Source organism: Streptomyces sp. NPDC001604, assembly GCF_042893475.1.
In the GTDB taxonomy this organism is placed as follows: Bacteria; Actinomycetota; Actinomycetes; order Streptomycetales; family Streptomycetaceae; genus Streptomyces.
In genome coordinates, this window is sequence record NZ_JBIAUY010000012.1 from 260,279 (window position 1) to 284,017 (window position 23,739).

Consider the following 23,739-nt stretch of genomic DNA (forward strand, 5'->3'; position numbering starts at 1 on the left):
CCCGAACCATGCTGTTGATCTCATGCCCGTGGTGCGGGCCCCGCGACGAGGCCGAGTTCCACTACGGCGGCCAGGCGCATGTGGCGTACCCGCAGGACCCGTCGGCGTTGACCGACGAGGAGTGGGCCAGGTACCTGTTCTTCCGCGACAACCCGAAGGGCCCCTTCGCCGAACGCTGGACCCACTCGGCGGGCTGCCGCCGCTGGTTCAACGCGGTACGGGACACGTCGACCAACGAGATCCTGGCGATATACCGGGCAGGGGAGAAGCGTCCGGCCACGGTCGAGCCCCGGCCGGTCACTCCAGCCTCGCTTGCGGCCACTGTCGAGCCCCGGCCGGCACAACCAGCCCGTCCGGCGTTTGACGACGAGGCCCCTTCGGGGCCGACCGGGGGCCTGGGGGCGGAGCCCCCGGTGACGTCCACGGCAACGGGCTTCCGCCTCGCGACCGGCGGTCGCATCAACCGCGCCGAGCCCCTCACGTTCACTTTCGACGGCACCGAATACCAGGGCTTCCGCGGCGACACCCTCGCCTCGGCCCTCCTGGCCAACGGCGTGATCCAGGCGTCGACCAGCATCAAGCTGGGCCGCCCCCGAGGCATCTTCTCGTCGGGCGTCGAGGAACCCAACGCCGTCATCCAGATCGAGGAACCCTTCCCCGAGCCCATGCTCCCGGCGACGACCGTCGAGCTCTACGACGGCCTGGTCGCCACCAGCCTCCCCGGCCAGGGCCGCCTGGCCACCCGACCGGACCCCGCCCGCTACGACGCCGTACACGCCCACTGCGACCTGCTGATCGTCGGCGCCGGCCCGGCCGGCCTCGCGGCGGCAGCGGCCGCGGCGGGCAGCGGCGCCCGCGTCATCCTCGCCGACGACCGCCCCGAACTCGGCGGCAGCCTCCTCGGCACCGGCGAACTCCCCGGCTGGGCAGAGGAGTCGGGCACCCGGCTGGAGTCCGCCCCCGAGGTGCGCGTGCTGCGCCGTACCACCGTCTTCGGCTACTACGACGACAACCACCTCCTCGCAGTGGAGCGCCGCACCAACCACCTCGGCGCCGCGGCCCCCGAGAACGTCTCCCGCGAACGCGTCCACCGCATCCGCGCCCGCCGCGTCGTCCTCGCCACCGGCGCCCACGAGCGCTCGCTGGCCTTCGCGGACAACGACCGCCCCGGCATCATGCTGGCCGCCTCGGCCCGCACCCATCTGCACCGCCACGGCGTCCTGCCCGGCCGTCACGCGGTCGTGTTCACCACCAACGACAGCGCCTACGCCGCCGCACTGGACCTCGCCGCGGCGGGCGTCCAGATCGTGGCGATCGTCGACACCCGCCCCGCACCCGGCGAGTGGGCGGACCGCGCCCGCGCCGCGGGCATCGAGGTGCTCGCCGGGTACGCGGTGACCGGGACCGAGGGCGAGGCGCGGCTGACAGCCGTGAGCGTGGCGCCGTTCGGGGAGACCGTGGCGCAGCGGGAGTTCGCCGCGGACCTGCTGCTGGTCTCCGGCGGCTGGAACCCGGTGGCGCACCTGTTCAGCCAGGCGGGTGGCAAGCTCCGCTACGACGAGGCGCTCGGCACCTTCGTGCCCGACGTCGTCCGGCAGGCCGTCGAGGTCGCGGGCAGCGCCAACGGCACCTTCGACCTGGCCGCCGTGCTCGCCCAGGGAGCCGCCGCCGGTGCCCGGGCGGTCGAGGCCGAGGGCTACACCCCAAACGCCCCGGCGCTCCCGGCCGTGCCCGCCCAGCCGCAGGGCACGCCGCCCATGCAGGTCTTCACCGTCCCCGGCCGCGAGGGCGCCCCGCGCTTCGTCGACCTCCAGCGCGACGTCACCGTCGACGACCTGGCCCGCGCGACCGGCGCGGGCATGCGATCGGTCGAGCACACCAAGCGCTACACCACGGCCGGCACCGCCAACGACCAGGGCAAGACCTCCGGCGTCCTGGCCGGCGGCGTGGTCGCCGACCTGCTCGGCGTGGACATCTCCGCGCTAGGCACCACCACCTTCCGGCCGCCCTACACGCCCGTCTCCTTCGCGGCCCTGGCCGGCCGGGACCGGGGCGTGCTGAGCGACCCGGTCCGCACCACCGCGCTGCACGGATGGCACGTCGAACACGGCGCGCTGTTCGAGAACGTCGGCCAGTGGAAGCGCCCCTGGTACTACCCGCAGGACGGCGAGGACATGGAGACGGCCGTGCTGCGCGAGTGCAAGGCCACCCGCGAGAGCGTGGGGTTCATGGACGCCTCCACCCTCGGCAAGATCGACGTACAGGGCCCGGACGCCGGCGTCTTCCTCGACCTGCTCTACACCAACATGATGAGCACCCTGAAGGTCGGCATGATCCGCTACGGCGTGATGTGCAAGCCGGACGGCATGGTCTTCGACGACGGCACGGTCATCCGTCTCGCCCCGGACCGCTTCCTGGTCACCACGACCACCGGCAACGCGGCGACCGTACTGGACTGGATGGAGGAGTGGCTGCAGACCGAGTGGCCGGAGCTGAAGGTGCACTGCACCTCGGTCACCGAGCAGTGGGCCACCGTCGCCCTGGTCGGCCCGAAGTCCCGCGACGTCCTCGCCTCGCTCGCTCCCCGACTCGCCGTCTCCAACGACGACTTCCCGTTCATGGCCTGGCGGGAGACGACCGTGGCGGGCATCGAGGCGCGCGTCTGCCGGATCAGCTTCTCCGGTGAACTCGCCTACGAGATCAACGTGTCGCCGTGGCAGGCCCTCGCCCTGTGGGAGGCGTTGTACGAGGCCGGTGCCCCGTACGGCATCACCCCGTACGGCACCGAGACCATGCACGTCCTGCGCGCCGAGAAGGGCTACCCGATCATCGGGCAGGACACCGACGGCACGGTCACCCCGCAGGACCTCGGCATGAGCTGGGCGGTGTCGAAGAAGAAGCCCGACTTCATCGGAAAGCGCTCCTTCGCCCGCGCCGACACCGTCCGCCCCGACCGCAAGCACCTGGTCGGTCTCCTCCCGGAGGACCCCGGCACCTTCCTCCCGGAGGGCACCCAGCTGGTCGCCGACAGCGAGCTGCCCGCTCCGCCCGTCCCGATGCTCGGCCACGTCACCTCCAGCTACCGCAGCGCCGCCCTCGGCCGGACCTTCGCGCTGGCCCTGATCAAGGGCGGCCGGGAGCGGATCGGCGAGCGGCTGTACGCACCCGTGGGCGACCGCCTGGTCCCCGTGACCGTCGCCAGCCCTGTCCTCTACGACCCCGAGGGAGCCCGCCGCGATGGCTGACACCGCACTCACCGCCCCGCCCCGCAGCCCCCTGGCGCCCTACGCCGACCGCCTGGCCGCCGCGACCCGCACCTCCAGGGGTGCGGTCCGGCTGGCCGAACTCCCCTTCCTGGCCCAGGTGAACGTCCGCCTCGACGCCAAGGGCGGAGCGGCCGACGCGGTCGGGCTCGCGCTGGGCCTGCAACTGCCGCTCGAACCCAACACGGCCATCCGTGCCGGCGAGCTGACCGCGCTGTGGCTCGGTCCGGACGAATGGCTGGTGGTGGGCCCGCCGGGCAGCGAGCGGGACCTGGAGACCCGGATCAGGGCGGCCGTCGGAGAGGAGCCCGTCTCCGTCACCGACGTCTCCGCCCAGCGCACCACCCTCCTCGTCTCCGGCCCCAGCGCCCGCGAGCTGCTGGCCCACGGCTGCGCACTGGACCTGCACCCGGGCGCCTTCGGCACCGGCCGCTGCGCCCAGACGACGCTGGGCCGCACCCAGGTCGTCCTGGTCGCCCGGGACGAACCCGGCGCCGGATTCTGGGTCCTGGTCCGTTCGTCCTTCGCCGGCTACCTGACGGACTGGTTGCTGGACGCGGCGACCGAATACATCTAGATGCACACCCATTCCGGCGTGGACGGCTGGAGTGGCTGCTGGACAAGGCGATCAGGGCCGCGGAACTCGTCCGCTGAGCGGGCGGTGCGGGGGCCGCGCCCCCGCACCGGGGCCCAAGCGGCCGCTACATCCGCTGCCACAGGGCCGGTGTGCCCTCCGGCGACCAGGCACCCTGCGCCTGGTGGGTCTGCAGGCACTGGTAACGCACGCCCGCGACGGTCACCGTGGCGCCGACCTCGTAGACCCGGCCGACGGCCCAGGCGTTGGCCGTGCCGGCGCCCTGCGGGGCGGGCGGGCCGGTCTGCACGGACGCCGTCTTCAGGGTGAGGCCGAAGGTGCTGAGGATCGGGTTGACCGGCTGGAAGAAGGTGGTCCCGCCGGCCGTGCAGTCGCCGGAGCCGCCGGAGGTGACGCCCTGCGCCTGGGCGCCGGAGAGGAACGGGCCGCCGGAGTCGCCTGGTTCGCTGCACACCGTGGTGCGGGTCAGTCCGTCGACGGTGCCCTGGGCGTAGTCGACCGACGCGTTGTGCTGCTCGATGGTGCCGCAGTGCCATCCGCTGGTGGAGCCCGAGCGGCAGACCGAGGCCCCGACGAGCCCCTGGACCGAGCCGGCGACCTGTGTGTTCCTGCCGCCCGACCCCTTGACGTCGGCCGTGGCGGTCCAGTCGCTGTTGACGGCCACCCAGGACATGTCCTTGCCAGGGAACGTGGACGCCTGGAAGGTGCCCTGGTCGGCCTTGTTGTAGCCGGTGGTCTTGTCGCCGGCCTTGCCGCAGTGGCCGGCGCTGACGAAGCCCTGCTGCTGGCTCTTGGTGATGGAGAAGCCGATCGAGCAGCGGGCGGCGTTGTTGATGTAGTAGGCCTCGCCGCCGACGAGGTCCGCCATCAGCCGCGGCCGGTCCTTCGTCAGCCGGACCGCCACACCGCGGTCCTCCACCCCGGCGGCCTTGAGGAAGGCGGCGGCCGCCGACTGCCTGGTCGCCTCGACGACGACCCGGTTCGCCGGCACGTCCACATACCAGACCGGGGTGTCGTGCGTCTTCACACGGACGGCGGCAGCGTCCAGCTTCGCCTTGACGGCGTCGAGGGCGCTGAGCGGCGCCTTGACGACCACGGCCTTGGCGCCCTGTGCCTTGATGGCGGGTACGTCCTCGGCATGGGTGGTCGCGACGGTGAGCTCGGCGGAGGTCTTCCCGCTCACCCAGGCGCCGGCGAAGTGCCCGCCCAGGGCGTTGTGCAGCCGGCCCGCACGGGTGCCCGCCTCCTCCTCGTTGACCAGCCGGGTGGCCGCCTGCGCCCGCGTCAGATGCAGGTCGCGCTGCATCGCGCTGAGGATCTGCGCGGACGGTTTGTCGGCGCCGAGTGACCGGGCCCCGGCGGGCAGGGGCCCTGGTGCGGGCGGCGGGGCGGCCGCCGCGCCCGTGGGGATCCCGGTGAGGACGAGGGTGCCGAGTGTGGCCAGGGCGGCGCGGTGCCTGCCCGCTGCATGTCTGCCGACCATGCGGTGTACCTCCTGCTGAGTACGGGGGAGACTGAGGCGAATCCGTAGGCGGCCTTGCCGCAAAGGCCCGGAACGATGTCAAAGGCGAGGGTCTTTCGCGCTTTGGGGGACGCCTGGGGTGCCATGTGCAGTACGACGGGCATGGGTGAGCGTCGGCCGGAGGCAGTGCGAAAGCGGCCGTCCCGGTGGGAAGGCTTCGTGCGGAACGGGCCTGTCGGCTACAGGCTGACGACGACCAGCGCGGTGTCGTCGGTGTTGCCCGTGGCGGGGAGAAGGTCGGCCAGAAGGGCGTCGGCCAGGGCCTCGGGAGCGGTCCGGCGGTGGCGGGCCAGGCAGTCGGCGAGGCGGCCCAGGCTGGTGTCGATGTCCTCGCTGCGGCGCTCGATAAGACCGTCGGTGTACAGCACCAGGGTGTCGCCCTCGGCGAAGGGCACACGGGCCTGCGGTCGGGCGAAGCGGCCGGGTCGGGCGTCGATCGGCGGGTCGATGGCCTGGTCGAGGAAGGAGACGCTGCCGTCCGGGTGCAGCACGGCGGGCGGTGGATGGCCGGCGCAGCTGTAGGTGATGGTGTGCCCGCCCCAGTCGATGATGGTCGTCGCCACCGTGGCGGACTCGGCCCCGTCGACGGAGCCGGCGTACATGTCGAGGGCCTCAAGGGCCTGCGCCGGGCCGTCGGCGACCCGCGTGGCCGCGCTCAGCGCGCTGTGCAACTGCCCCATGGCGCAGGCGGCCGCCAGTCCGTGGCCGACGACATCGCCGACCGCGACCGCCATCCGGTCGCCCGGCAGGTCCACCAGGTCGTACCAGTCGCCGCACACGTTCAGGTCACCGATGGCGGGCCGGTAGCGCACGGCCGCCTGATGAGGACCGAGATGCCTCGGGGTGGGCATCATCGCCGTCTGCAGGGCCAGGGCGACCTCACGCTCATGGGCGTGGGCCCGGCGCAGCCGCTCGTTGACCTCCTGCAGTTCCCGGGCGCGGGTGTAGAGCTCGGCCTCCAGCACGCTCGCCCGGTCGCTGTCGGTCAGGCTGCCGCGGGCGCGCAGGAGCTCGGTGACCTCCTCCACCCGGTGCACGACGAGGACCACCTTCCCGTCCGGGCCGAGGACGGGGGCGTTGACCGGGCTCCAGAAGTGCTCCTGCCAGTGACCGGGCCGCTGGGCGTCCTCGATGTCGTAGCGGAGCACCGCCATGGTGTCCCGCTCGCCCGTGGCCACCACGCGCAGCATCGACTCCCTCGTCTCCCGCATGCCGGCGGCGGCCGGATCGTTGGGGTTCTCCGGAAAGACGTCGAAGATGTAGCGGCCGAGGAGCTGCTCCCGTGGGCGCCCGGCCAGCTGCGCGAAGTCGTCGTTGACGTCGACGTACACCAGCTCGGGCGTCAGCAGCGCCACCATGCCGGGCAGGGCCTGGAAGACCGCCGCGTAGTCGATCGGTTGCGGTTTCCTCATGTGCTGCCTGCCTTGGCGCCAACCATCAGTGGGTTCCCACGATAGAAGCGAATGCGGCAGGCGGCCGTTCAGACAGAGGGCGGAGAGGCGGTCATACGGGGCGCGGCGGCGCTCCAGGGCGGATGAGGGCGCCGGGCCCGGCGGCACGCTCATCGGTCCGCCGGCGGGCAGGCTCGGGATCCGGCCCGCGACCCGGCTGACCCACCAGTTCAGACGGGGCGGTCATCTGCTGGAGCAGGCCGCCCCGCTGATCGCCCAGGTGCGGGCGATGCTGACCGGCGCCGCCGAGCTGGAGGCGTACCTCTGCACACGTGGCTGAGACTCCCGGGTCGCCGAAGGCCTCGCTGGAATCGGCGAGCGGTCGCCGCCAAGGTGGGTGTCATGTGCTGGAGTGCGACGGCTGATCTCGTGGCGGGTGCCGGGATCACCTGCGTCGGTGTGGCCTGTGTGACGCGTGTGCACCGGGTCGGCGATCTCCCCCTTGCCGCGCTGCCGGTGCTGCTCGGCGTCCATCAGCTGGTCGAGGCACGGGTCTGGCAGGTCGGGGGCGGCACCGGATGGGCCACCGTCGCCTGGGCCGTGATCGCACTTCCTCTGCTTGCGGTGTGGGTGCCGCTGGCCGTGCTCGGCGCCGTTCCGCGGGATGCCGCAGCCCGGCTGACGATTCCCGTGGTCTCCGGCCTCGCGACCGCGGCCGTGCTGGCGTACGCCGTCGCCACCCGTCCCGTGCGGGCCGAGATCCGCGGGCACACCGTCGGCTACGTCATCGGGCTGCCGTATGCGGGCGTGCTCATCGCGGGCTATCTGCTGGCCACGGTCGGCGCGTTGCTGCTGTCCGGCGACCGCTGGCTGATGGCGCTCGGCGCGCTGGCCGGGGTGGGGGCGCTGGTGTGCTGGGCGCTGTGGCGGCTGGAGTTCGTCTCGACCTGGTGCGCGTTCGCGGCGGCGTGCTCGGTGGTGGTGTTCGGGTGGGTGGCGGGCCGGCGGCCGAGGACTCGCAGCAGCGTTCGGCCCACGCCCGACAGGGTGTGAATCGGCGCCCTGAAGACGCTGCGGCGGCCGGGAGACGCAGGTCACATTCGGCCATGTCACAGGGTGTCGGGCCGCGCCGTCTCAGAGGGTGTGGTCGGTGACGACGGCAGAGGAGCACACCATGGACGCGCTACGGGGGAGCACCTCACGGGGGAAGGGGACCGGCGTGAGCAAGGTCGAGGAGTTCGAGGAGCTGCGGCCGCTGCTGTTCTCGATCGCCTACCGGATTCTGGGCAGCGTGAGTGAGGCCGAGGACGCGGTGCAGGAGGCGTGGCTGCGGTTCGACGGCTCGGCGACCCGGCCCACGTCGACCAAGGCGTATCTGTCGGCCGTGGTGACCCGGATCTCCATCGATGTGCTGCGTTCCGCGCGCGTGCGGCGGGAGGAGTATGTCGGGCCGTGGTTTCCCGAGCCGCTGCTCAGCGACCCGTACCAGGATCCGGAGCGGTCGGTGGAGCTGGCCGACTCGGTGTCGATGGCGGCGCTGGTGCTGCTGGAACGGCTCAGCCCGCTGGAGCGGGCGGTGTTCGTGCTGCGCGAGGTGTTCGCCTTCGGTTTCGACGACATCGCGGCGGCGGTGGGGCGTTCGGAGGCGGCCTGTCGGCAGCTGCTGGTACGGGCCCGGCGGCACATGCAGGACGGACGGCCCCGGTTCGCGGCGGACCGTGAGGACCGCGAGGAGCTGGCGACGCGGTTCTTCGACGCGCTGAAGAACGGCGATGTGGGCGGGCTGCAGAACCTGCTGGCCGCCGACGTCCAGCTGGTCGGGGACGGCGGCGGCAAGGCCCCGCAGCTGGCCAGGGCGGTCACGGGCGCGGAGAACGTGGCCCGGCTGCTGGGCACCGTGTTCCCCTGGCTGATCCGGATCGACGTGACGTTCGAGCTGCACGAGGTCAACGGCCAGCCCGGCGCGATCTTCCGCGACCGGGACGGCAGGATCCTGCAGACCATGACCCTCGATGTCCTCGACGGCCGGATCCAGACCGTCCGCGCGGTGCTCAACCCCGACAAACTCGGCCACCTCGGCCCGGTCGGCGACGCCTGGGCCGTCGACCGCGAGGTGAAGAAGGCCCGCCGCCAGGGCAACTGACCTCGGCCGTGTCACTGCCAGCCGAAGCGGCGGTCCACCAGGGCCGCGAACTCCTCCAGGGTCAGGATGGCGTCGCCGTTCTGGTCGGCGGCGTCGAAGAGGGCGGAGGAGGCCTCGGCGTCCCCCAGGGCCCAGAACGGCAGATCTCCCGACGCGGCCAGGGTCGGGCCCTTGGTCCGCAGGGCGATGATCACCTCTTCGCGGGTCAGTGTTCCGCTGTGGTCGAGGTCGAGCGCCTCGAACAGCTTCCGTGCCTTGTCACTCATCTTGTCGCCCCCGTTTCCTTTCACCCATCACGAAGGAGAACGCCTTTCCCGTCACCCCGGTGGCCGGCGTGCCCGCCTAGAGGGCCCGGGCGACGAGCAGGGCGACGTCGTCGTGGTCGTCGGGGTGGCGCAGGCCGTAGAGCAGCAGGTCGCAGGTTTCCTCCAAGGGTCGTTGGGGTTCGTCGAGGAAGCCGAGCAGGACGCCGAGGCGGTCGTCGATGGGGTGGTGACGGGTCTCGACGAGGCCGTCGGTGTACAGGACCAGCAGGTCGCCGGGGGCGAGCCGGGCGGTGGTGGTCTCGAAGGAGATCCCGCCCACGCCGAGCGGCGCGCCGGAGGGCAGGTCGAGCAGCTGGGGGGCGCGGCCGGGGCCGGCCAGGGCGGGTGGCATGTGGCCGGCGTTGGCGAACTGGCACCGCCGGGTGCGCGGGTCGTACACCGCGTAGAGACAGGTGACGATGTAGTGCTCCAGATCGCAGGTGATCTTGTCCAGGTGCTGGAGCACGGCGGCGGGGGCGAGGTCGAGGTCCGCGTAGGCACAGGTGGCGGTGCGCAGCCGGCCCATGGTGGCGGCGGCGTCGATGCCGTTGCCCATGACGTCGCCGACGACCAGGGCGGTCCGGTCGTCGCTGAGGGGGATGACGTCGTACCAGTCGCCGCCGACCTCGCTGGTGGCCTGGGCGGGCTGGTAGCGGGAGGCGAGTTCGAGCCCCGAGTGCTGCGGCGGGTGGTCGGGCAGCAGGCTCCGCTGGAGGGTGAGGGCGGTGTTGCGCACGCTCTGGAACCAGCGGGCGTTGTCGATGGCCACGGCCGCGCGCCCGGCCAGCTCGCTCGCGAGGACGACGTCGTCCTCGTCGAAGGGGAGCGGGTTGGTGGTGCGCTTGAGGTCCAGGGCGCCCAGTATCTCGCCGTGGGCGATCAGCGGTACGGCCAGATAGGAGTGGACGCCCGCCCGGGCCAGCAGCGAGCCGGCTTCGGCGTCCCGCGCGATGCGCGGCAGATCGCGCTCGCCGACGTGCCGTACCAGGACCGGTCGGCCGGTGTGCACGCACAGGGTGACCAGGCGGTCCCCCTCGTAGGCCGCGAGGCCGCCGGGCGGATCGGCGGCGCGCAGTGCCACGGTCGGCTGGGCCGCCTTGAGCGCCAGGGCACGGAAGAGCTCCGGGCCGTCGTCCGGCCGGCGTGAGCGGCGGCAGGCCAGGGCTGAGTCGAGGACGTCCACGGCGACCACGTCGGCGAGCTGCGGCACGGCGATCTCGGCCAGCTCGCGGGCGGTCTCCTCCACCTCCAGCGTGGTGCCCACCCGCACCGAGGCGTCTGCGATGAGGGCGAGGCGGCGCCGGGCCCGGTCGGCCTCGGCGGCCGCCCGGTGCCGTTCGGTGACGTCGACGACCGAGGCCGCCGCACCCAGCACCCGCCCGCCGGGGTCCTCCAGACGGTAGAAGGACAGCGACCAGGCGTGCTCGTGGTCGGGATCGGTCCGCGGGCGGCCCACGTGGTACTGGTCGAGCAGCGGGGTGCCGGTGGTGAGCACCTGCAGCAGCGCACTCTCGATGGTGCCCACGTCGGGCAGCGGCAGCGTCTCCCGCAGAGCGCGGCCCACATGGTCCTCGGCGGGGATGCCGTCGATGCGCTCCAGCGCCGGGTTGACCAGGAGGTACCGCAGATCGGGGTCGAGGAGGGCCAGGCCGATCGGGGACTGGTTGATCAGCCGCTCGCACAGGGCCAGGTCGGTCTCCACACGCTGCAGCAGATTGTGGTCGGCGGCGATGCCGAGGGCGTACATGTCCCCGAGGTCGTCCTGGAGCCGCATGTTGCGGAACTCCATCAGACGGGTGCTGCCGTCCTTGTGCCGGATGGGGAAGGCGCCCGCCCAGCTCCGCCCGGTCTCCAGCACCTCCGTGAACAGCTTGACCACCGACTTCAGATGCTCGGGGTGGATGAACAGCCGGGCCGCGTACTTGCCGAGCGCCTCCTGTGCGCTGTATCCGAACAGCTCCTCGGCCTGCGGGGTCCAGAACACGATGCGTCCATCGGCGTCGACGACCGTCGCGGCCACGCTCAGGACATCCAGCAGACCGGTCGGCGGGGGCGACTCGAAATCGTCCGCATCACCGTCGGACCGGAAGGATTCGGCTGTCATCCCGCAACCACCTCCACCGTTCGGGGGGTCTCGCGACGTCCGCCGCTGCTGACCTGCTTTTCTGCCGGGGTCCGGGGGTCGTCTCCCGGAATGGTGCAGTAGCGCCCTCCGGGTTCCGACCAGCGGCACTTCCATGCTCCCTCCGGTCCGGGAAGGGCGGAAGCGCTGCGAGCGGGGCGGGGGCAGATCCGCCAGGGCCGTGCGGATCGGGCGGACAAGCAGGAACATGGTCCTGTACGAGGACGGCACCCGGATGGCACCCATGGATCCTGCGCGAGAAACATCCGACGGGCCGACGCCCTCAGGGCCGCGCGAATTCCTCGACGCGTCCACCGACGCGGCGGCGGTCGTGTCCGCGGCGGGCGTCGTGCTCGGCTGGACCCGGGGCGCCGAAGCGCTGCTCGGCCGCCCCGCGTCCGAGGTGGTCGGCGGCTCCGCCGCGCGCCTGGTGGCGATGCCCGCCGACCCGGCCCGGGTGGCCGCCGTGGCCCAACGGTGCCGCGCCGGAATGGGCTGGAGCGGCCTCATCTCCGTGCGGCACCGCGACGGCCGGAGCCTCGAGGTGGACCTGCGGGTCTCCGCGTCCTTCCGGATCGGCGAGGGCGAGTGCTTCCTGCTGTCGGCGCGGGAGCGGCGGCAGCAGTGGTCCGTCGGCGAGTCCGTCCTCGACGGGTTCCTGACCCGTTCCCCGATCGGCATGGCCGTGATGGACCAGGAACTGCGCTACGTCTGGCTCAACGACACCCTGGAACGCTTCGGCGGAGTGCCCCGCGCACAGCGACTGGGACGCCGGCTGAGCGAGCTGCTGCCCGGGCTGCAGGCGGCCGCCATCGAGGGACTGATGCGCAAGGTCCTGGACACCGGGGTCCCGGTCACCGACTACGAGTACCTCGGCTGGAGCTGGGCCGACCCGCACCGCCAGCACGCCTACTCGACATCCTTCTTCCCGCTGGTGGACGCCGACGAGTCCGTCACCGGAATCTGCTACATGGTCCAGGACGTCACCGAGCGGTGGACCGCCCGCCGACTGCTGACCCTGGTCAACGAGGCGGGGACGTGCGTCGGCACCACCCTGGACGTGATGCGGACGGCTCAGGAACTCGCCGACTTCGCCGTACCCCGCTTCGCCGACTTCGTCGTCGTGGACCTGCTGGAGCCCGTGCTCAGCACCGAAGGGCACGGCGCATGGCTGACCGACGCCGGGCCGGCCTCCGTCGGACCCGTGATGCGCCGCGCCGGAATGAGCTCCGTGCGCGAGGGCTGCCCGGAGGCCGTGGTACGGGTCGGGGACCTGGCGGGTTTCCTGCCTCCCGCGCACGACGTGAACCTGCTCGTCGACGGCGAGCCGGTCCTGCTGCCTGTCCTCGATCCGTCCGACGAGCGGTGGATCACCGAACAGCCCGAACGAGCAGCAAAGATCAAGGAGTTCGGGCTGCACTCCTTCATCGCCGTGCCGATGCGGGCACGGAACACGATCCTGGGCCTGACCACGTTCATGCGGTCGCTCAATCCCGTCCAGTTCCAGCCCGACGACGTCCTGCTGGCCCGGGAGCTGGTGGCGCGGGCGGCGCTATGCGTCGACAACGCCCGCCGCTACACCCGGGAGCACACCGCGGCCGTCACCCTGCAACGCAGTCTGCTGCCGCAGGCCCTGACCGGCGGGAACGCGGTGGAGGTGGCCTCGGCCTATCTGCCGGCGGATCCGACGGACGGTGTGGGCGGCGACTGGTTCGACGTGATCCAGCTGTCCGGGGGCCGGGTCGGCCTGGTCGTCGGCGATGTGGTGGGGCACGGAATCACCGCCGCGGCGACCATGGGCCGGCTGCGCACGGCGGTGCAGACCCTCGCCGACATGGAGCTGCCGCCCGACGAACTGCTCGCGCACCTCGACGACCTCGTGCTGCGGCTGAGCGCCGAGCGGGACGGCGACGAGGCGGCCCACCGCAGCAGCACCGCCTTCCTCGGGGCCACCTGCCTGTACGCCGTCTACGACCCGGTCACCCGGCGGTGCACGATGGCCCGCGCCGGACACCCGCCGCCGGTCGTCGTCACTCCCGACGGACAGGTGTCCTTCCCGGAGCCGCCGGCCGGGCCGCCGCTCGGCCTCGGCGGGATGGCGTTCGAGGCCACCGAGATCGAACTCGCCGAGAACAGCCTGCTCGGCCTCTACACCGACGGCCTCATCGAGGGCGCCGACGGCGACATGGAGCTGGGCATGTCCCGGCTCGGCGAGCTGCTCGCCCGATCCGACCTCGACCTCTCCACGCTGTGCACCTCCGCGGTACGGCAACTCGTGCCCGTGCCGCAGCCCGACGACATCGCCCTCCTCCTGGCGCGCACCCACGCCCTCGACGCAGACCACGTCGCCTCGTGGCAGGTGCCGGTGGACCCGGCCGCCGTGGCCGACGTCCGGGCCCGCGCCACCCGCCAGGTCGCCGCCTGGGGGCTGGAGGACCTGGCGATGACGACGGAACTCGTCGTGAGCGAACTGGTCACCAACGCGATCCGCTACGCCGAACCGCCCATCCGGCTACGGCTCATCCGCGACTCCCACCTGACCTGCGAGGTCGCCGACGCCAGCAGCACGGCCCCCCGGCTTCGGCATGCCCGCAGCACGGACGAGGGCGGCCGCGGCCTCTTCCTGGTCGCCCAGCTGACCGATCGCTGGGGCGCCCGGTACACGCCCGACGGAAAGATCATCTGGGCGGAGCAGGAGATTCCCTGACGGGGTGCGGCGGGGGCCGCTGCACGGTGCTCCGTGGTGGCAGCCGCCGGGCGGCTCCTACGCCTCGCTCTCCGAGGGCTGGCTGGGGGCTGCGAGGTGGAATGCCCGCTGCACGCCGCGAAGTTCGACCTGCGCACCGGCGCCGTCGCCGCCCCACCGGCCCGGCTTCCCGTCCGCACCCACCGGGTCCTCGTCGAGGACGGCACGATCTACGTCGAGCTGTCCGTGGCGACGGGGGGCCGGTTGGGCTTCGCCCTTCGCGCCGGACGTGGTGTTCGGTTGCGGTCCGCGAGGGGCGCGGCCGTTGGCGGCGAGTGTCGTCGTGCGTCCGGGATGGCCGGTCGGCGGGTCCGGCCCGGGTACCCGGCGCCGTCGGCCTGACAGCAACCAAGCAGCGCGGCGCCTAGCCCAGATACCCCATCCGATGGCTGATCTCCTCCGCCCCCTTGAGCAGCACCGGCGCCACCTCACCCATCCGCTCCTCGGTGAACCGGTACGCAGGCCCGGACGCACTCAGCGCCGCGATGACCTCGCCGTCACGCGAACGGATCGGCGCCGCCATGGCGTGCAGCCCGAGCTCGAGTTCCTCCAGCGTCACCGCGTACCCGCGCTCCCGCGCCGTAGTGAGGTCCTTCTCCAGCTTCGCCCGGACCGTCAGCGTGTGGGGCGTGAGCTTCTGCAGCCCGGACGCCGCGAGTACGTCGGCGCGTTCCTCCGGCGACAGATGCGCCAGCAGGATCTTCCCGCTGGACGTGGCGTGCACCGGGGTGAGCTGACCGACCCAGTTGTGCGTGCCGACCGCGCCCGGACCGCGTACCTGGTAGAGGTTGACGGCGTAATGCTCCTGCAGGACCGCGATGTTGACGGTCTCGCCGATCTCCTCGGCGAGCCGCTCGCACACCGGCCGGCCCTGCTGGGTGATGTCGAGCCGGCCGGTGACGGCACCGGCCAGCCGCACGATCCCGAAGCCGAGCCGGTACTTGCCCCGCTCGGCCGTCTGCTCCACCAGACCGCGTGCCTCCAGTGCGCCGAGCAGACGGAACGCGGTCGACTTGTGGACGTCGATCTCGCCGGCCACCTCGCTGACGCCCGCCTCGCCGCGCTGGGCGAGGATCTCCAGGACGCTGACGGCACGGTCGACGGACTGCACCCCGTTCACCGCGGGAGCAGCTGTTTCGCCGTCTGCCGGGTAGTTGCTCATGGCGCAACTATACGCATTTCGTGGCGGCCGTCAGCGGAAGACGACGGTGCACGCGGACCGCGCCCTGCTCGATGTTCGGGCCGTCGTCGAGACCGGGGGCGACGTGCCGCGCCGTGGCCCAGGCGTCGGCGGCTGGGCGGGCCTGGATCCAACCCTGACTCCAGGTTGCGCATCGTGCAACCTTCTGCGCTATTGCGCACCGATGTCGTCCGTCTATTGACAAGAGCCCGACCCCACCCCAAGCATGTTGCGTATAGCGAGCTTCGTTGTGCAATTCGAGACACCCGGTCGGGCGCCCGCAACCCGGAGGTTCCTCATGAGCATCACCGTCGTCGGCGCGTCGCTGGCAGGCCTGAGCACGGTCCGCGCGCTGCGCGCAGAGGGCTACGACGGCGAGATCGTCGTCGTGGGGGAGGAGCGCCACACTCCCTACGACCGCCCGCCGCTGTCCAAGGACTTCCTCAAGGGGGACATCGACGCCGATTCGCTCGCGCTCGGCGACACCGACGAGTACGAGGCCCTCCAGGTCACCTGGCTGCTCGGCGAGCGCGCCGTACGCCTCGACCCCGCGGACCGCTCCGTCACCCTCGCCGGAGGACGCCGGCTGCGCAGCGAGGGAGTCGTCGTCGCGACCGGCGCCAGTCCCCGCCTGCTCCCCGGCATGGACGGACCGGCCGGGGTCCACACCCTGCGCACCCTCGACGACGCCGAGGCCCTGCGCACCGAACTGCGCGACGGACTGCCCCGGGTCGTCATCATCGGCGCCGGCTTCATCGGCGCCGAGGTGGCCTCCACCGCCCACCGGCTCGGCCTGCACGTCACCGTCGTAGAGGCCGTCGACGTCCCGCTCGAACGCCAACTGGGCCGCGAGATGGGCCTGGTGGTCTCCTCCCTGCACACCGACCACGGAGTGCGCCTGCTGTGCGGAACGGGCGTGGTGGGACTCACCGGAGAGGACCGCGTCACCGGGGTACGGCTGGCGGACGGGCGTCTGCTGCCCGCCGACATCGTCGTGGTCGGGGTGGGCGTACGGCCCGCCACCGACTGGCTCGTCGGCTCCGGGGTGCAGGTGGACGACGGCGTCGTGTGCGACGCGGGCGGCGCGAGCAGCGTCCCGGGCGTGGTCGCCGTCGGCGACGTCGCCCGCTGGCCCAACCCGTTCACCGGACGCCACGCCCGCATCGAGCACTGGACCAACGCCACCGAGCAGGCGAAGACCGCCGCCCGCACGCTGCTCACCGGCGAGTCGGCCGCGCCCGCCCGGGTGACCGCGCCGTACTTCTGGTCCGACCAGTACCAGGTGCGCATCCAGCTCGCGGGACACGTCGCCCCCGGCGACCGCCCCGAACTCGTCGAGGGCAGCCTCGGCAGCCGCTCCTTCGTCTCCGTCTATCTCCGCGAGGGCACCCCAGTCGCCGTGCTCTCCCTGAACCAGCCGAAGCTGTTCAACCGGCTCCGCCGCACCCTCGCCCCTGCCACCGCGGCCGCCGTGTCATGAGCCCCACGCCTCAACCGCCCCCGACGGACGCGCAGACGACCGCCGTCCGGCGGCACCTCCGCCACACCTGGGACCACGAGGGGCTGGCCGTGGACGAGGGCAACGCCACCGTCGGCATCACCGTGTTCGCGGCCGAGGCCCTCGGCGACGTCGTCCACCTGCGGCTGCCCGAGGTCGGCAGCCGCGTCGAGGCGGGCGAGAGCTGCGGAGAGATCCGGTCACTGACGGCTGTCAGCGACCTGTACGCCCCCTCCCCGGGCCAGGTCCTGGGGGCGCTCAAGGCCCGGGTCAAGGAGCTTGCCGACAAGCACTCCCTCTACGCAGGTCTCTGACCGACAACCAGCCCGCAGGGCGTGCCCGTGACCCGCGTCGGCACGCCCCGCCAATCCACCGGAGTATGGCGTGGCAATCAGCGTCTTCGACCTGTTCTCCATCGGCATCGGCCCGTCCAGTTCGCACACCGTCGGCCCGATGCGCGCCGCCGCGATGTTCGCCGCCCGGCTGAAGCAGGACGGCCTGCTCGCCCAGACCACCGCGGTACGGGCGGAGCTGTTCGGCTCCCTCGGCGCCACCGGCCACGGTCACGGCACGCCCAAGGCGGTGCTGCTCGGCCTGGAGGGCAACGAGCCGCACACGGTCGACGTCGCCCAGGCCGACCTCGATGTCGAGCGCATCAGCTCCACCGGGCGCATCCGCCTCCTCGGCGCCCAGATCGGCCCGGCCCACGAGATCGCCTTCGACGTCTCGACCCAGCTGGTCCTGCACCGCCGGCGCTCGCTGCCGTACCACGCCAACGGCATGATCCTCTTCGCCTGTGACGCCGACGGCGTGCCGCTGCTGTCGAAGACGTACTACTCGGTGGGCGGCGGCTTCGTCGTCGACGAGGACGCCGTCGGGGCGGACCGGATCAAGGTGGACGACACGGTGCTCGCCCACCCGTTCAGCACCGGCGACGAGCTGCTCCGACGGGCCCGGGAGACCGGCCTGTCGATCTCCGCGCTGATGCTGGAGAACGAGAAGGCCTGGCGGACGGAGGGGGAGATCCGCTCGGGGCTCCTCGACATCTGGCGGGTCATGGAGGGCTGTGTGTCGCGCGGCCTGGCCCTGGAGGGCATCCTCCCGGGTGGTCTGAGGGTGCGGCGCCGGGCCGCGGCGGCGGCCCGCCAACTGCGCAGCGAGGGCGACCCATTGGCCCGTGCGATGGAGTGGGTCACGCTCTACGCGATGGCGGTGAACGAGGAGAACGCGGCGGGCGGCCGCGTCGTCACCGCCCCCACGAACGGCGCGGCGGGTATCATCCCGGCCGTTCTGCACTACTACCTCAACTTCGTGCCCGGCGCCGACGAGGACGGCATCGTCCGCTTCCTCCTCGCGGCAGGCGCCATCGGCATGCTCTTCAAGGAGAACGCCTCCATCTCCGGCGCCGAGGTCGGCTGCCAGGGCGAGGTCGGCTCCGCCTGCTCGATGGCCGCGGGCGGCCTCGCCGAGGTGCTCGGCGGCAGCCCCGAACAGGTCGAGAACGCCGCGGAGATCGGCATGGAACACAACCTCGGCCTCACCTGCGACCCGGTCGGCGGCCTGGTCCAGATCCCCTGCATCGAGCGCAACGGCATGGCCGCGGTCAAGGCGGTCACGGCCGCCCGGATGGCACTGCGCGGCGACGGCCGCCACCACGTCTCCCTCGACAAGGTCATCAAGACCATGAAGGAGACCGGCGCCGACATGAAGGTCAAGTACAAGGAGACGGCGCGGGGCGGGCTGGCGGTCAACGTCATCGAGTGCTGAGGGAACAGGCCCTGACCTGCGCGTTCGTTTCTTTCAGCGCTGTCGGGGCCTTCCCTTCTTACGCGGTGGAAAGTCCCTGGCAACTCCCTGGGACAGACGTGAAAGTCCCTGAAAAGTCCCTGAAAAGTCCCTGGGAAGCTCCCATGGAAGGGGCTCTTGACCTGCGGGTTCGCGGCACGTGATCAACGCCGGATACGGCCTGGGGCGGGGCCGGTCGTGGAATCCGTCGTAGCCGAGGCTGCCGTATGCAGCATCCGCCATGGCAACTTCCGGCATCACGCGTTCGACAGCGTGGACGGATGAGAACACGCGGGGCGGCATCAGGGCAGGGGACACCAGCACGGGGGACACGAGCGCAGGGAGCACGAGCGCGGCGGAGTTCGGGTTCAAGGAGTATGCGAGCGCGGTGGCAAGCGGAACATCTGGCGGGACAAGGACGCAGCAGCATTCGTCCGCTCCGTCGCGGACGGGAACGAGACGGTGCCCACCGTCACCGTCGCCCCCATGGTCAACCCGTCGAAGCGACAACTGCTGGACGCGGTCCGCGACACGCGCCGCACCTGCTTGCGTCCTGACCCGGCGCTGAGAGCAGATGGCCGGGGCCGACGGCCTCCGGACGCCCCGGAGCCATGCGCGCAGTGCAGCGTTCAGTACTCCTCGGTCTCGACGAACCTGGCGTCCGCGTCGCCGTCGGGACAGAAGGCGTCAGCGGCGGCGGGGGGAATCCGGGCGGGCCGTCCTTCAGGGCCAAGCCCACGCCGGCCGGCTTCGCCTTGACCTCATCGATCGACTTCGCACCGACGTTGCGGATGTCCAGGAGGCCGGCCCCGGAGCACGCCACGCGCAGGATCGCAAATGCGACCGGGCCGCTAGAGGACGCCCTCGCCCGCACCACCCAGCCTCAACCCGCCATCGAACCGGCCCATACGGCACCACCACCCCACCCGGAAGCCCCGCGGACACCGCCTCGATCCCACGTCTCCCGTACTGACGCCCTGTTACCCAAGGCCTGCTGGCGCTATCTGGATCCGATCGCACGGGTGCCTGACCTCTTCCGTGACTCCCCCTCAGGGCTGGCGCGGTAGTGGCCAGCCGCCCTCCGCTTCCAAAGTTTCCGGAATACGCGCCTACCCAGGATCGATTGTTCCGGGCGAGACCATCGAGGCGGACGGGGGAAGCCGGTGAACGATCTAAAGCTGTTCCAGGTCGCCGACGGCCAGGCGGCCGAGATCCCGGGAGCTGCAGTGGCGCTGGAGCGTCAGCTGCAAACGTTGATCGAGCGCAACATGGAAGCGATGCTCGGGATCCGGTTCTTGGCCTCGGAGTACGGCACCGGTTCGCGGCACAGGGGGCGAATCGATTCGCTCGGGCTGGACGAGTACGGCAACCCGGCGATCATCGAGTACAAGCGTTCGAATGGCAAGGCGGTGATCACACAGGCTCTTTCATACCTGTCGTGGCTGCGCGACCACCGCCACGAGTTCGAAAGCCTGGTGAAGGAGCGGCTGGGCGACGAGGCAGGCCGCTCGGTCGACTGGAGCAACCCCCGCCTGGTGTGCATCGCGGGAGACTTCACATCGCACGACACTCACGCGTTGGAGGAGATCGGTCGTCGGATCGATCTCGTGAGCTACCGGGACTTCGGTGGGGGCCTGCTGGCTCTGCAACTTGTCGCCTCCGTGACCGGCTCGGCGACAGCACTTCGGACCCCGAGCACGCCCGCGGGGGCGAGCGCGCCTGCGGCGGGACCCGGGGGTGGTGGTTCGACAGTCAAGTCGGTTCGGCAGTTCTACGACGAGTCGCCTCAGTCGCTGCGGGATCTGTACGCCGACCTCGACGTCATGCTGGTCTCCGATGCTGATGTACAGAAGGAGTTCCAGCTGCATTACGTCGCCTACCGGCGGATCAAGAACGTCGCGACAGTGCGATTCCAGCCGCGCAGCCACACCCTCGTGGTCCGGCTTGCCGTCAACCCGGACTCGGTCGAGCTGGCCGAGGGCTTCGCCCGTGACGTTCGCAAGATCGGCTGTCTAGGAACCGGCCCTCTGGAGCTGCGGATCCGGTCGCAGGAGGACCTGGCGAGAGCCAGCGACCTCGTCCGGCGAAGTGTCGAAGGCCGCTGACCCAAATTACGGGGGCTGGTGTGCACCGGAGTTCCGGTGCACACCAGCCCCCGTTTGGCGTGCCTGCAGGGATGGCGGCGGTCTGGCGTTGGCTGGTCTCATTTCTCGGGCCCAGCGAGTTCGAAGTCGTCCTGGGTCAGTGCGTTGCGCAGCCGCTGTTCTGCGATGTCGGCGTAGTGCTCGGAGAGTTCGGCACCTATGAACTGGCGGCCTTCTCGCAAGGCGGCGACGCCAGTCGTTCCGGAGCCGGTGAAGGGGTCCAGGACCGTTCCGCCCGGCGGGCAGATCTTCACCAGTTCCTGCATCACTTCCACGGGCTTCTGGGTAATGTGCACGCGGCCTTTCCTCGGCTGGCTCGCTGTGTAGAGGCCGGGCAGGTAGACGGGGTTGCGGGCGGCGTCGACGGGCCCCTTGGTGCCCCACACGATGTACTCGCACGACTGCTTGAGTCGGCCCTTCTGCGGCCGGGAAACCGGCTTGTGCCACGAGGCGATTCCCCGCCAGGTCCAGCCGGCGGCCTGGAGTGCGTCCGTCGTGGTCGGCAGCTGTCGCCAGTCGGTGAAGACGAGCGCGGTACCGGACTCGACGGTTGCGCGATAGGACTCGGTCAGCAGGAGGGTGAGCCAGAAGCCGTACGAGCGCTGGTCTCGGTTCTCGCCGGGGAAGTTGGCGAGGTCGTGTTCGGCATCGGCCGATGTGTACTTGGCGCGCGCGGAGCGTCCGGTGCGCTCGCTGCTCGTTCGGCCCCCGCTGTTGTAGGGCGGGTCGGTGATCACTGCATCGACGCTGTTGTCGGGGATGCTGGCGAGGGCGGTCAGCGCGTCGCCTCGGTGCAGGGTGTACGGCATTGCGCGGTTCTCTCTTTCAGGGAGGCGGTCGTGCGCCCTTTTCTCCGCTCCCGGAGGGGGAGCGCACGTCGGCATGCGTCACTCCGCGGAACTGCGAAAACAGCCGCCGTGACGAGCAATGCGCTGGAGGTTAACCCCGAATTCCGGCCGCACCCAATGAGGCAGATCTCGACTCAGCGCCTCGAAACCGCCCGAGGCACGGGCCGTTTGGTGCGGCCGGATTTCGTCTCTACAGTCTCGCCGTGTTCGCAGGACGGGACCTGGTTCCAGCCTTGCTGAGCTGTGTCGATGCTGCCGTTCCATCCAAGGACAACATGCCTGACGCCCCATCTACTGGCCTCCTAATCGGCGAAAAGGACTCCCCATGTGGCGAGTGAGATTACGAGGGCGGCTGGCTGCCGCTTTCCAGTGAGAGGCCAACGGCCGGGAGTTAGCAGCTCCCGGCCTTGGTCTCCCAGCCTCCTCCAGGTATTGCGAATTCATAACCGTGCGGTGCCGGTGGCCTTTTCGACGAGAACGCCTGCGCCGCGCTGTCTACGAGTAAGGAGCTGCCGATGCAGCATGCCCAGGCCCGCCCCTCCGCGGGCCCAGATTCCGTCTCCTGCCGTTCGACGTGTGGCGCGCGTCCGTGAAGAAGGCCATAGCCATAGCAGGGGCCGTGGCGCTCGGCCCGACGTTGTTGATAGCGCCGGTCGCTGTCGCTCTCGCCGGTTCCAGCAGTGCTCAGGCCGCCTGTTCTGCGGACGGTGCACAGGCCGTGAACAGTGCGGCGGTCGCGAAGCTGGTGAAGTCGATCTTCAAGGGCGACGGCAAGGGGCCCTTGTCCGTTTCGGGGCTTTCAGACCCCGAAGAGCAGATACCAAACGCCGAGACGATCCAGGCCACTGGTATCGCGATGAAGGTGCCGGCGCGGGGGCAGATCGTTGCCCTGGCCACGGCTCTGCAGGAGTCGGGGCTGCGGAACCTGGATTACGGCGATCGGGACTCGCTCGGCCTCTTCCAGCAGCGTCCCAGCCAAGGTTGGGGTACTGCTGCCGAGGTTCGCGACCCGGTGCATGCCTCGATGAAGTTCTTCGAGGGTCTGCTCAAGGTCTCGGGCTGGCAGTCGATGACCATCGCCCAGGCCGCGCAGGCAGTTCAGAAGAGCGGCTTCCCCGACGCGTACGCGAAGTGGGAACCGCTGGCCACGGCCCTCCAGAAGGCCATCGCCAAGTCGCTTGGCCAAGACGGCAGTTCCGGCAATGACAGCGACACCGATGGTGAGGCCGAGCAGACGACCTCCCCGGCAGCTACCGCGTGCGGCACCGGCGGGGACGGGTCCTCCTTCGGCCCGATTCCCGATGGGTCCGTACCCGAGGGCTACGAGATCCCGTCCAGCGCACCCAAGTCGGTGCGTACGGCGATCCGTTGGGGTCTCGGCCAGCTCGGCACGCCGTATCAGTGGGGCGGTACGTGCTCTGCTCCCCACGGCCAGGACCCCATGGGCCGATGCGACTGCTCGTCCCTGATGCAGGCGTCGTACAAGGCCGGCGGTGTCTCGATTTCCCGGACCACATACGCGCAGGTCAAGGAGGGCGAGGCGGTCAGCGTCGATGCTCTCAAGCCGGGTGACCTCCTGTTCACCCGCGGCACGGCCGCAGCGCCGGAACACGTCGGGATGTTCATTGGCCAGGGGCTGATCCTGCAGGCCCCGCATACCGGTGACGTGGTCAAGATCTCGACCCTCACCGACTGGCGCGCAGACATCGTCGCCGCCCGCCGGGTCGCCTGACCGGCACCTTCTCCTCTCCCGTCGCTCCCTCTCCTCTCGGGCCCTCGCGCGCCCAAAATCGCACTGGAGTTCCAAGTGAAGCTCATGCAGCACGCCCAGTATCTGGCGTACAACCCCGGCATCACACCGAAGGAGGGCGGTCTCCCCGGCCTCAGCGTGCTGAAGAACGTCGTCTCCTCGATCAACCTCTTCGGGATCATCGCGGTGGTCGGCGCCCTGGCCATCTCCGCCATGGTCTGGGCGTGGGGTCACCACAGCGGTGGCCACCAGGCCGAGGCGAACGGGAAGAAGGGCACGGTCATCGCCGCCGGGTGCGCGCTGCTGCTGGGCGCGGCCAACGGCATCGTCGCGTTCTTCTCGGCGATGGGGACGCAGGTGTCTTAATGAAGAAGTCAAGCCACCTGCGCAACCGGCGGACCGGAGTCGTACGGCCGCCCATCACGCAACATCGCCCACAACACACCG

17 protein-coding genes and 3 pseudogenes are annotated in these 23,739 nt (G+C 71.1%); 13 read left to right on the plus strand and 7 right to left on the minus strand.

Annotated elements, in window-relative coordinates; genetic code table 11:
- Window positions 1-8: 8 nt before the first annotated feature.
- Window positions 9-3,245, plus strand: a complete 3,237-nt coding sequence (locus tag ACFY1E_RS29840) for a sarcosine oxidase subunit alpha family protein (RefSeq protein WP_389081016.1) — start codon at window positions 9-11, stop codon at window positions 3,243-3,245.
- Window positions 3,238-3,840 (plus strand): sarcosine oxidase subunit gamma, encoded by a 603-nt coding sequence (locus ACFY1E_RS29845; protein WP_389081018.1) that lies wholly within the window; start codon window positions 3,238-3,240, stop codon window positions 3,838-3,840. Before ACFY1E_RS29840 ends, ACFY1E_RS29845 begins: the two co-directional genes overlap by 8 nt.
- A gap of 124 nt (window positions 3,841-3,964) precedes the next feature.
- On the opposite strand, the gene ACFY1E_RS29850 is transcribed toward ACFY1E_RS29845, so the two are convergent.
- Window positions 3,965-5,341, minus strand: coding sequence for an alpha-lytic protease prodomain-containing protein (locus tag ACFY1E_RS29850; RefSeq protein ID WP_389081020.1), 1,377 nt, complete (start codon window positions 5,339-5,341; stop codon window positions 3,965-3,967).
- Window positions 5,342-5,559: 218 nt separating this feature from the next.
- Window positions 5,560-6,792 carry a PP2C family protein-serine/threonine phosphatase gene (locus ACFY1E_RS29855; RefSeq protein WP_389081023.1) on the minus strand — a complete coding sequence of 411 codons (1,233 nt, stop codon included), beginning with the start codon at window positions 6,790-6,792 and terminating at the stop codon, window positions 5,560-5,562.
- A gap of 124 nt (window positions 6,793-6,916) precedes the next feature.
- Between ACFY1E_RS29855 and ACFY1E_RS29860 the strand changes: the two are divergent.
- The 3 genes and pseudogenes from ACFY1E_RS29860 to ACFY1E_RS29870 form a co-directional block, all read left to right on the plus strand.
- A pseudogene (locus ACFY1E_RS29860) lies at window positions 6,917-7,111 on the plus strand (MerR family transcriptional regulator); the annotation flags it as partial.
- A 62-nt stretch (window positions 7,112-7,173) separates the two neighbouring features.
- Window positions 7,174-7,824: a DUF6629 family protein gene (locus ACFY1E_RS29865; RefSeq protein ID WP_389081025.1), complete on the plus strand. Its 651-nt coding sequence runs from the start codon at window positions 7,174-7,176 to the stop codon at window positions 7,822-7,824.
- A gap of 166 nt (window positions 7,825-7,990) precedes the next feature.
- Complete coding sequence (locus tag ACFY1E_RS29870; RefSeq protein WP_389081027.1) at window positions 7,991-8,914, plus strand: RNA polymerase sigma-70 factor; 924 nt, start codon at window positions 7,991-7,993, stop codon at window positions 8,912-8,914.
- Between the two features lie 11 nt (window positions 8,915-8,925).
- Here the strand turns inward: ACFY1E_RS29870 and ACFY1E_RS29875 are convergent, their stop codons facing one another.
- Window positions 8,926-9,180: an EF-hand domain-containing protein gene (locus ACFY1E_RS29875; protein ID WP_389081029.1), complete on the minus strand. Its 255-nt coding sequence runs from the start codon at window positions 9,178-9,180 to the stop codon at window positions 8,926-8,928.
- Between the two features lie 76 nt (window positions 9,181-9,256).
- The gene (locus ACFY1E_RS29880; protein ID WP_389081032.1) at window positions 9,257-11,323 is read right to left on the minus strand and encodes a SpoIIE family protein phosphatase; all 2,067 of its coding nucleotides are present in this window, start codon (window positions 11,321-11,323) and stop codon (window positions 9,257-9,259) included.
- 253 nt (window positions 11,324-11,576) lie between these two features.
- On the opposite strand from ACFY1E_RS29880, the gene ACFY1E_RS29885 reads away from it, so the two are divergent.
- Together ACFY1E_RS29885 and ACFY1E_RS29890 are read left to right on the plus strand one after the other, a co-directional pair.
- Window positions 11,577-14,048 carry a SpoIIE family protein phosphatase gene (locus ACFY1E_RS29885; protein ID WP_389081082.1) on the plus strand — a complete coding sequence of 824 codons (2,472 nt, stop codon included), beginning with the start codon at window positions 11,577-11,579 and terminating at the stop codon, window positions 14,046-14,048.
- A gap of 61 nt (window positions 14,049-14,109) precedes the next feature.
- A pseudogene (locus ACFY1E_RS29890) lies at window positions 14,110-14,273 on the plus strand (Rieske 2Fe-2S domain-containing protein); the annotation flags it as partial.
- A 178-nt stretch (window positions 14,274-14,451) separates the two neighbouring features.
- On the opposite strand, the gene ACFY1E_RS29895 reads toward ACFY1E_RS29890, so the two are convergent.
- Entirely contained in the window at window positions 14,452-15,249 is a 798-nt protein-coding gene (locus tag ACFY1E_RS29895; RefSeq protein WP_389081034.1) for an IclR family transcriptional regulator, read from the minus strand.
- A gap of 316 nt (window positions 15,250-15,565) precedes the next feature.
- Here ACFY1E_RS29895 and ACFY1E_RS29900 point away from each other — a divergent pair, with 316 nt between their 5' ends.
- The 3 genes from ACFY1E_RS29900 (at window position 15,566) to ACFY1E_RS29910 (ending at window position 18,532) form a co-directional block, all read left to right on the plus strand.
- Window positions 15,566-16,747 carry an NAD(P)/FAD-dependent oxidoreductase gene (locus ACFY1E_RS29900; RefSeq protein ID WP_389081037.1) on the plus strand — a complete coding sequence of 394 codons (1,182 nt, stop codon included), beginning with the start codon at window positions 15,566-15,568 and terminating at the stop codon, window positions 16,745-16,747.
- Window positions 16,744-17,079 (plus strand): hypothetical protein, encoded by a 336-nt coding sequence (locus ACFY1E_RS29905; protein WP_389081039.1) that lies wholly within the window; start codon window positions 16,744-16,746, stop codon window positions 17,077-17,079. Before ACFY1E_RS29900 ends, ACFY1E_RS29905 begins: the two co-directional genes overlap by 4 nt.
- A 70-nt stretch (window positions 17,080-17,149) precedes the next feature.
- On the plus strand, window positions 17,150-18,532 hold the full coding sequence (locus ACFY1E_RS29910; protein WP_389081041.1) for an L-serine ammonia-lyase: 1,383 nt from the start codon (window positions 17,150-17,152) through the stop codon (window positions 18,530-18,532).
- A 647-nt stretch (window positions 18,533-19,179) separates the two neighbouring features.
- On the opposite strand, the pseudogene ACFY1E_RS29915 reads toward ACFY1E_RS29910, so the two are convergent.
- A pseudogene (locus tag ACFY1E_RS29915) lies at window positions 19,180-19,373 on the minus strand (DNA-directed RNA polymerase subunit alpha); the annotation flags it as partial.
- A 340-nt stretch (window positions 19,374-19,713) separates the two neighbouring features.
- Between ACFY1E_RS29915 and ACFY1E_RS29920 the strand changes: the two are divergent.
- Window positions 19,714-20,655, plus strand: coding sequence for a transporter (locus ACFY1E_RS29920; RefSeq protein ID WP_389081044.1), 942 nt, complete (start codon window positions 19,714-19,716; stop codon window positions 20,653-20,655).
- A 98-nt stretch (window positions 20,656-20,753) separates the two neighbouring features.
- Here ACFY1E_RS29920 and ACFY1E_RS29925 read toward each other — a convergent pair whose 3' ends face one another.
- Window positions 20,754-21,503, minus strand: a complete 750-nt coding sequence (locus ACFY1E_RS29925) for a DNA-methyltransferase (RefSeq protein WP_389081046.1) — start codon at window positions 21,501-21,503, stop codon at window positions 20,754-20,756.
- A 628-nt stretch (window positions 21,504-22,131) separates the two neighbouring features.
- Between ACFY1E_RS29925 and ACFY1E_RS29930 the strand changes: the two genes are divergently transcribed.
- Both ACFY1E_RS29930 and ACFY1E_RS29935 read left to right on the plus strand, forming a co-directional pair.
- Window positions 22,132-23,274 carry a C40 family peptidase gene (locus ACFY1E_RS29930; protein WP_389081049.1) on the plus strand — a complete coding sequence of 381 codons (1,143 nt, stop codon included), beginning with the start codon at window positions 22,132-22,134 and terminating at the stop codon, window positions 23,272-23,274.
- A gap of 84 nt (window positions 23,275-23,358) precedes the next feature.
- Window positions 23,359-23,658: a DUF6112 family protein gene (locus tag ACFY1E_RS29935; protein WP_389081084.1), complete on the plus strand. Its 300-nt coding sequence runs from the start codon at window positions 23,359-23,361 to the stop codon at window positions 23,656-23,658.
- Window positions 23,659-23,739 lie beyond the last annotated feature (81 nt).

Bases quoted from the DNA above. Each gene is read 5' to 3' on its own strand.
- ACFY1E_RS29840 (WP_389081016.1), top strand. From the start codon at position 9: ATGCTGTTGATCTCATGCCCGTGGTGCGGGCCCCGCGACGAGGCCGAG.
- ACFY1E_RS29845 (WP_389081018.1), top strand. From the start codon at position 3,238: ATGGCTGACACCGCACTCACCGCCCCGCCCCGCAGCCCCCTGGCGCCC.
- ACFY1E_RS29850 (WP_389081020.1), bottom strand. From the start codon at position 5,341: ATGGTCGGCAGACATGCAGCGGGCAGGCACCGCGCCGCCCTGGCCACA.
- ACFY1E_RS29855 (WP_389081023.1), bottom strand. From the start codon at position 6,792: ATGAGGAAACCGCAACCGATCGACTACGCGGCGGTCTTCCAGGCCCTG.
- ACFY1E_RS29865 (WP_389081025.1), top strand. From the start codon at position 7,174: ATGTGCTGGAGTGCGACGGCTGATCTCGTGGCGGGTGCCGGGATCACC.
- ACFY1E_RS29875 (WP_389081029.1), bottom strand. From the start codon at position 9,180: ATGAGTGACAAGGCACGGAAGCTGTTCGAGGCGCTCGACCTCGACCAC.
- ACFY1E_RS29880 (WP_389081032.1), bottom strand. From the start codon at position 11,323: ATGACAGCCGAATCCTTCCGGTCCGACGGTGATGCGGACGATTTCGAG.
- ACFY1E_RS29885 (WP_389081082.1), top strand. From the start codon at position 11,577: ATGGCACCCATGGATCCTGCGCGAGAAACATCCGACGGGCCGACGCCC.
- ACFY1E_RS29895 (WP_389081034.1), bottom strand. From the start codon at position 15,249: ATGAGCAACTACCCGGCAGACGGCGAAACAGCTGCTCCCGCGGTGAAC.
- ACFY1E_RS29900 (WP_389081037.1), top strand. From the start codon at position 15,566: ATGAGCATCACCGTCGTCGGCGCGTCGCTGGCAGGCCTGAGCACGGTC.
- ACFY1E_RS29905 (WP_389081039.1), top strand. From the start codon at position 16,744: ATGAGCCCCACGCCTCAACCGCCCCCGACGGACGCGCAGACGACCGCC.
- ACFY1E_RS29925 (WP_389081046.1), bottom strand. From the start codon at position 21,503: ATGCCGTACACCCTGCACCGAGGCGACGCGCTGACCGCCCTCGCCAGC.
- ACFY1E_RS29935 (WP_389081084.1), top strand. From the start codon at position 23,359: ATGCAGCACGCCCAGTATCTGGCGTACAACCCCGGCATCACACCGAAG.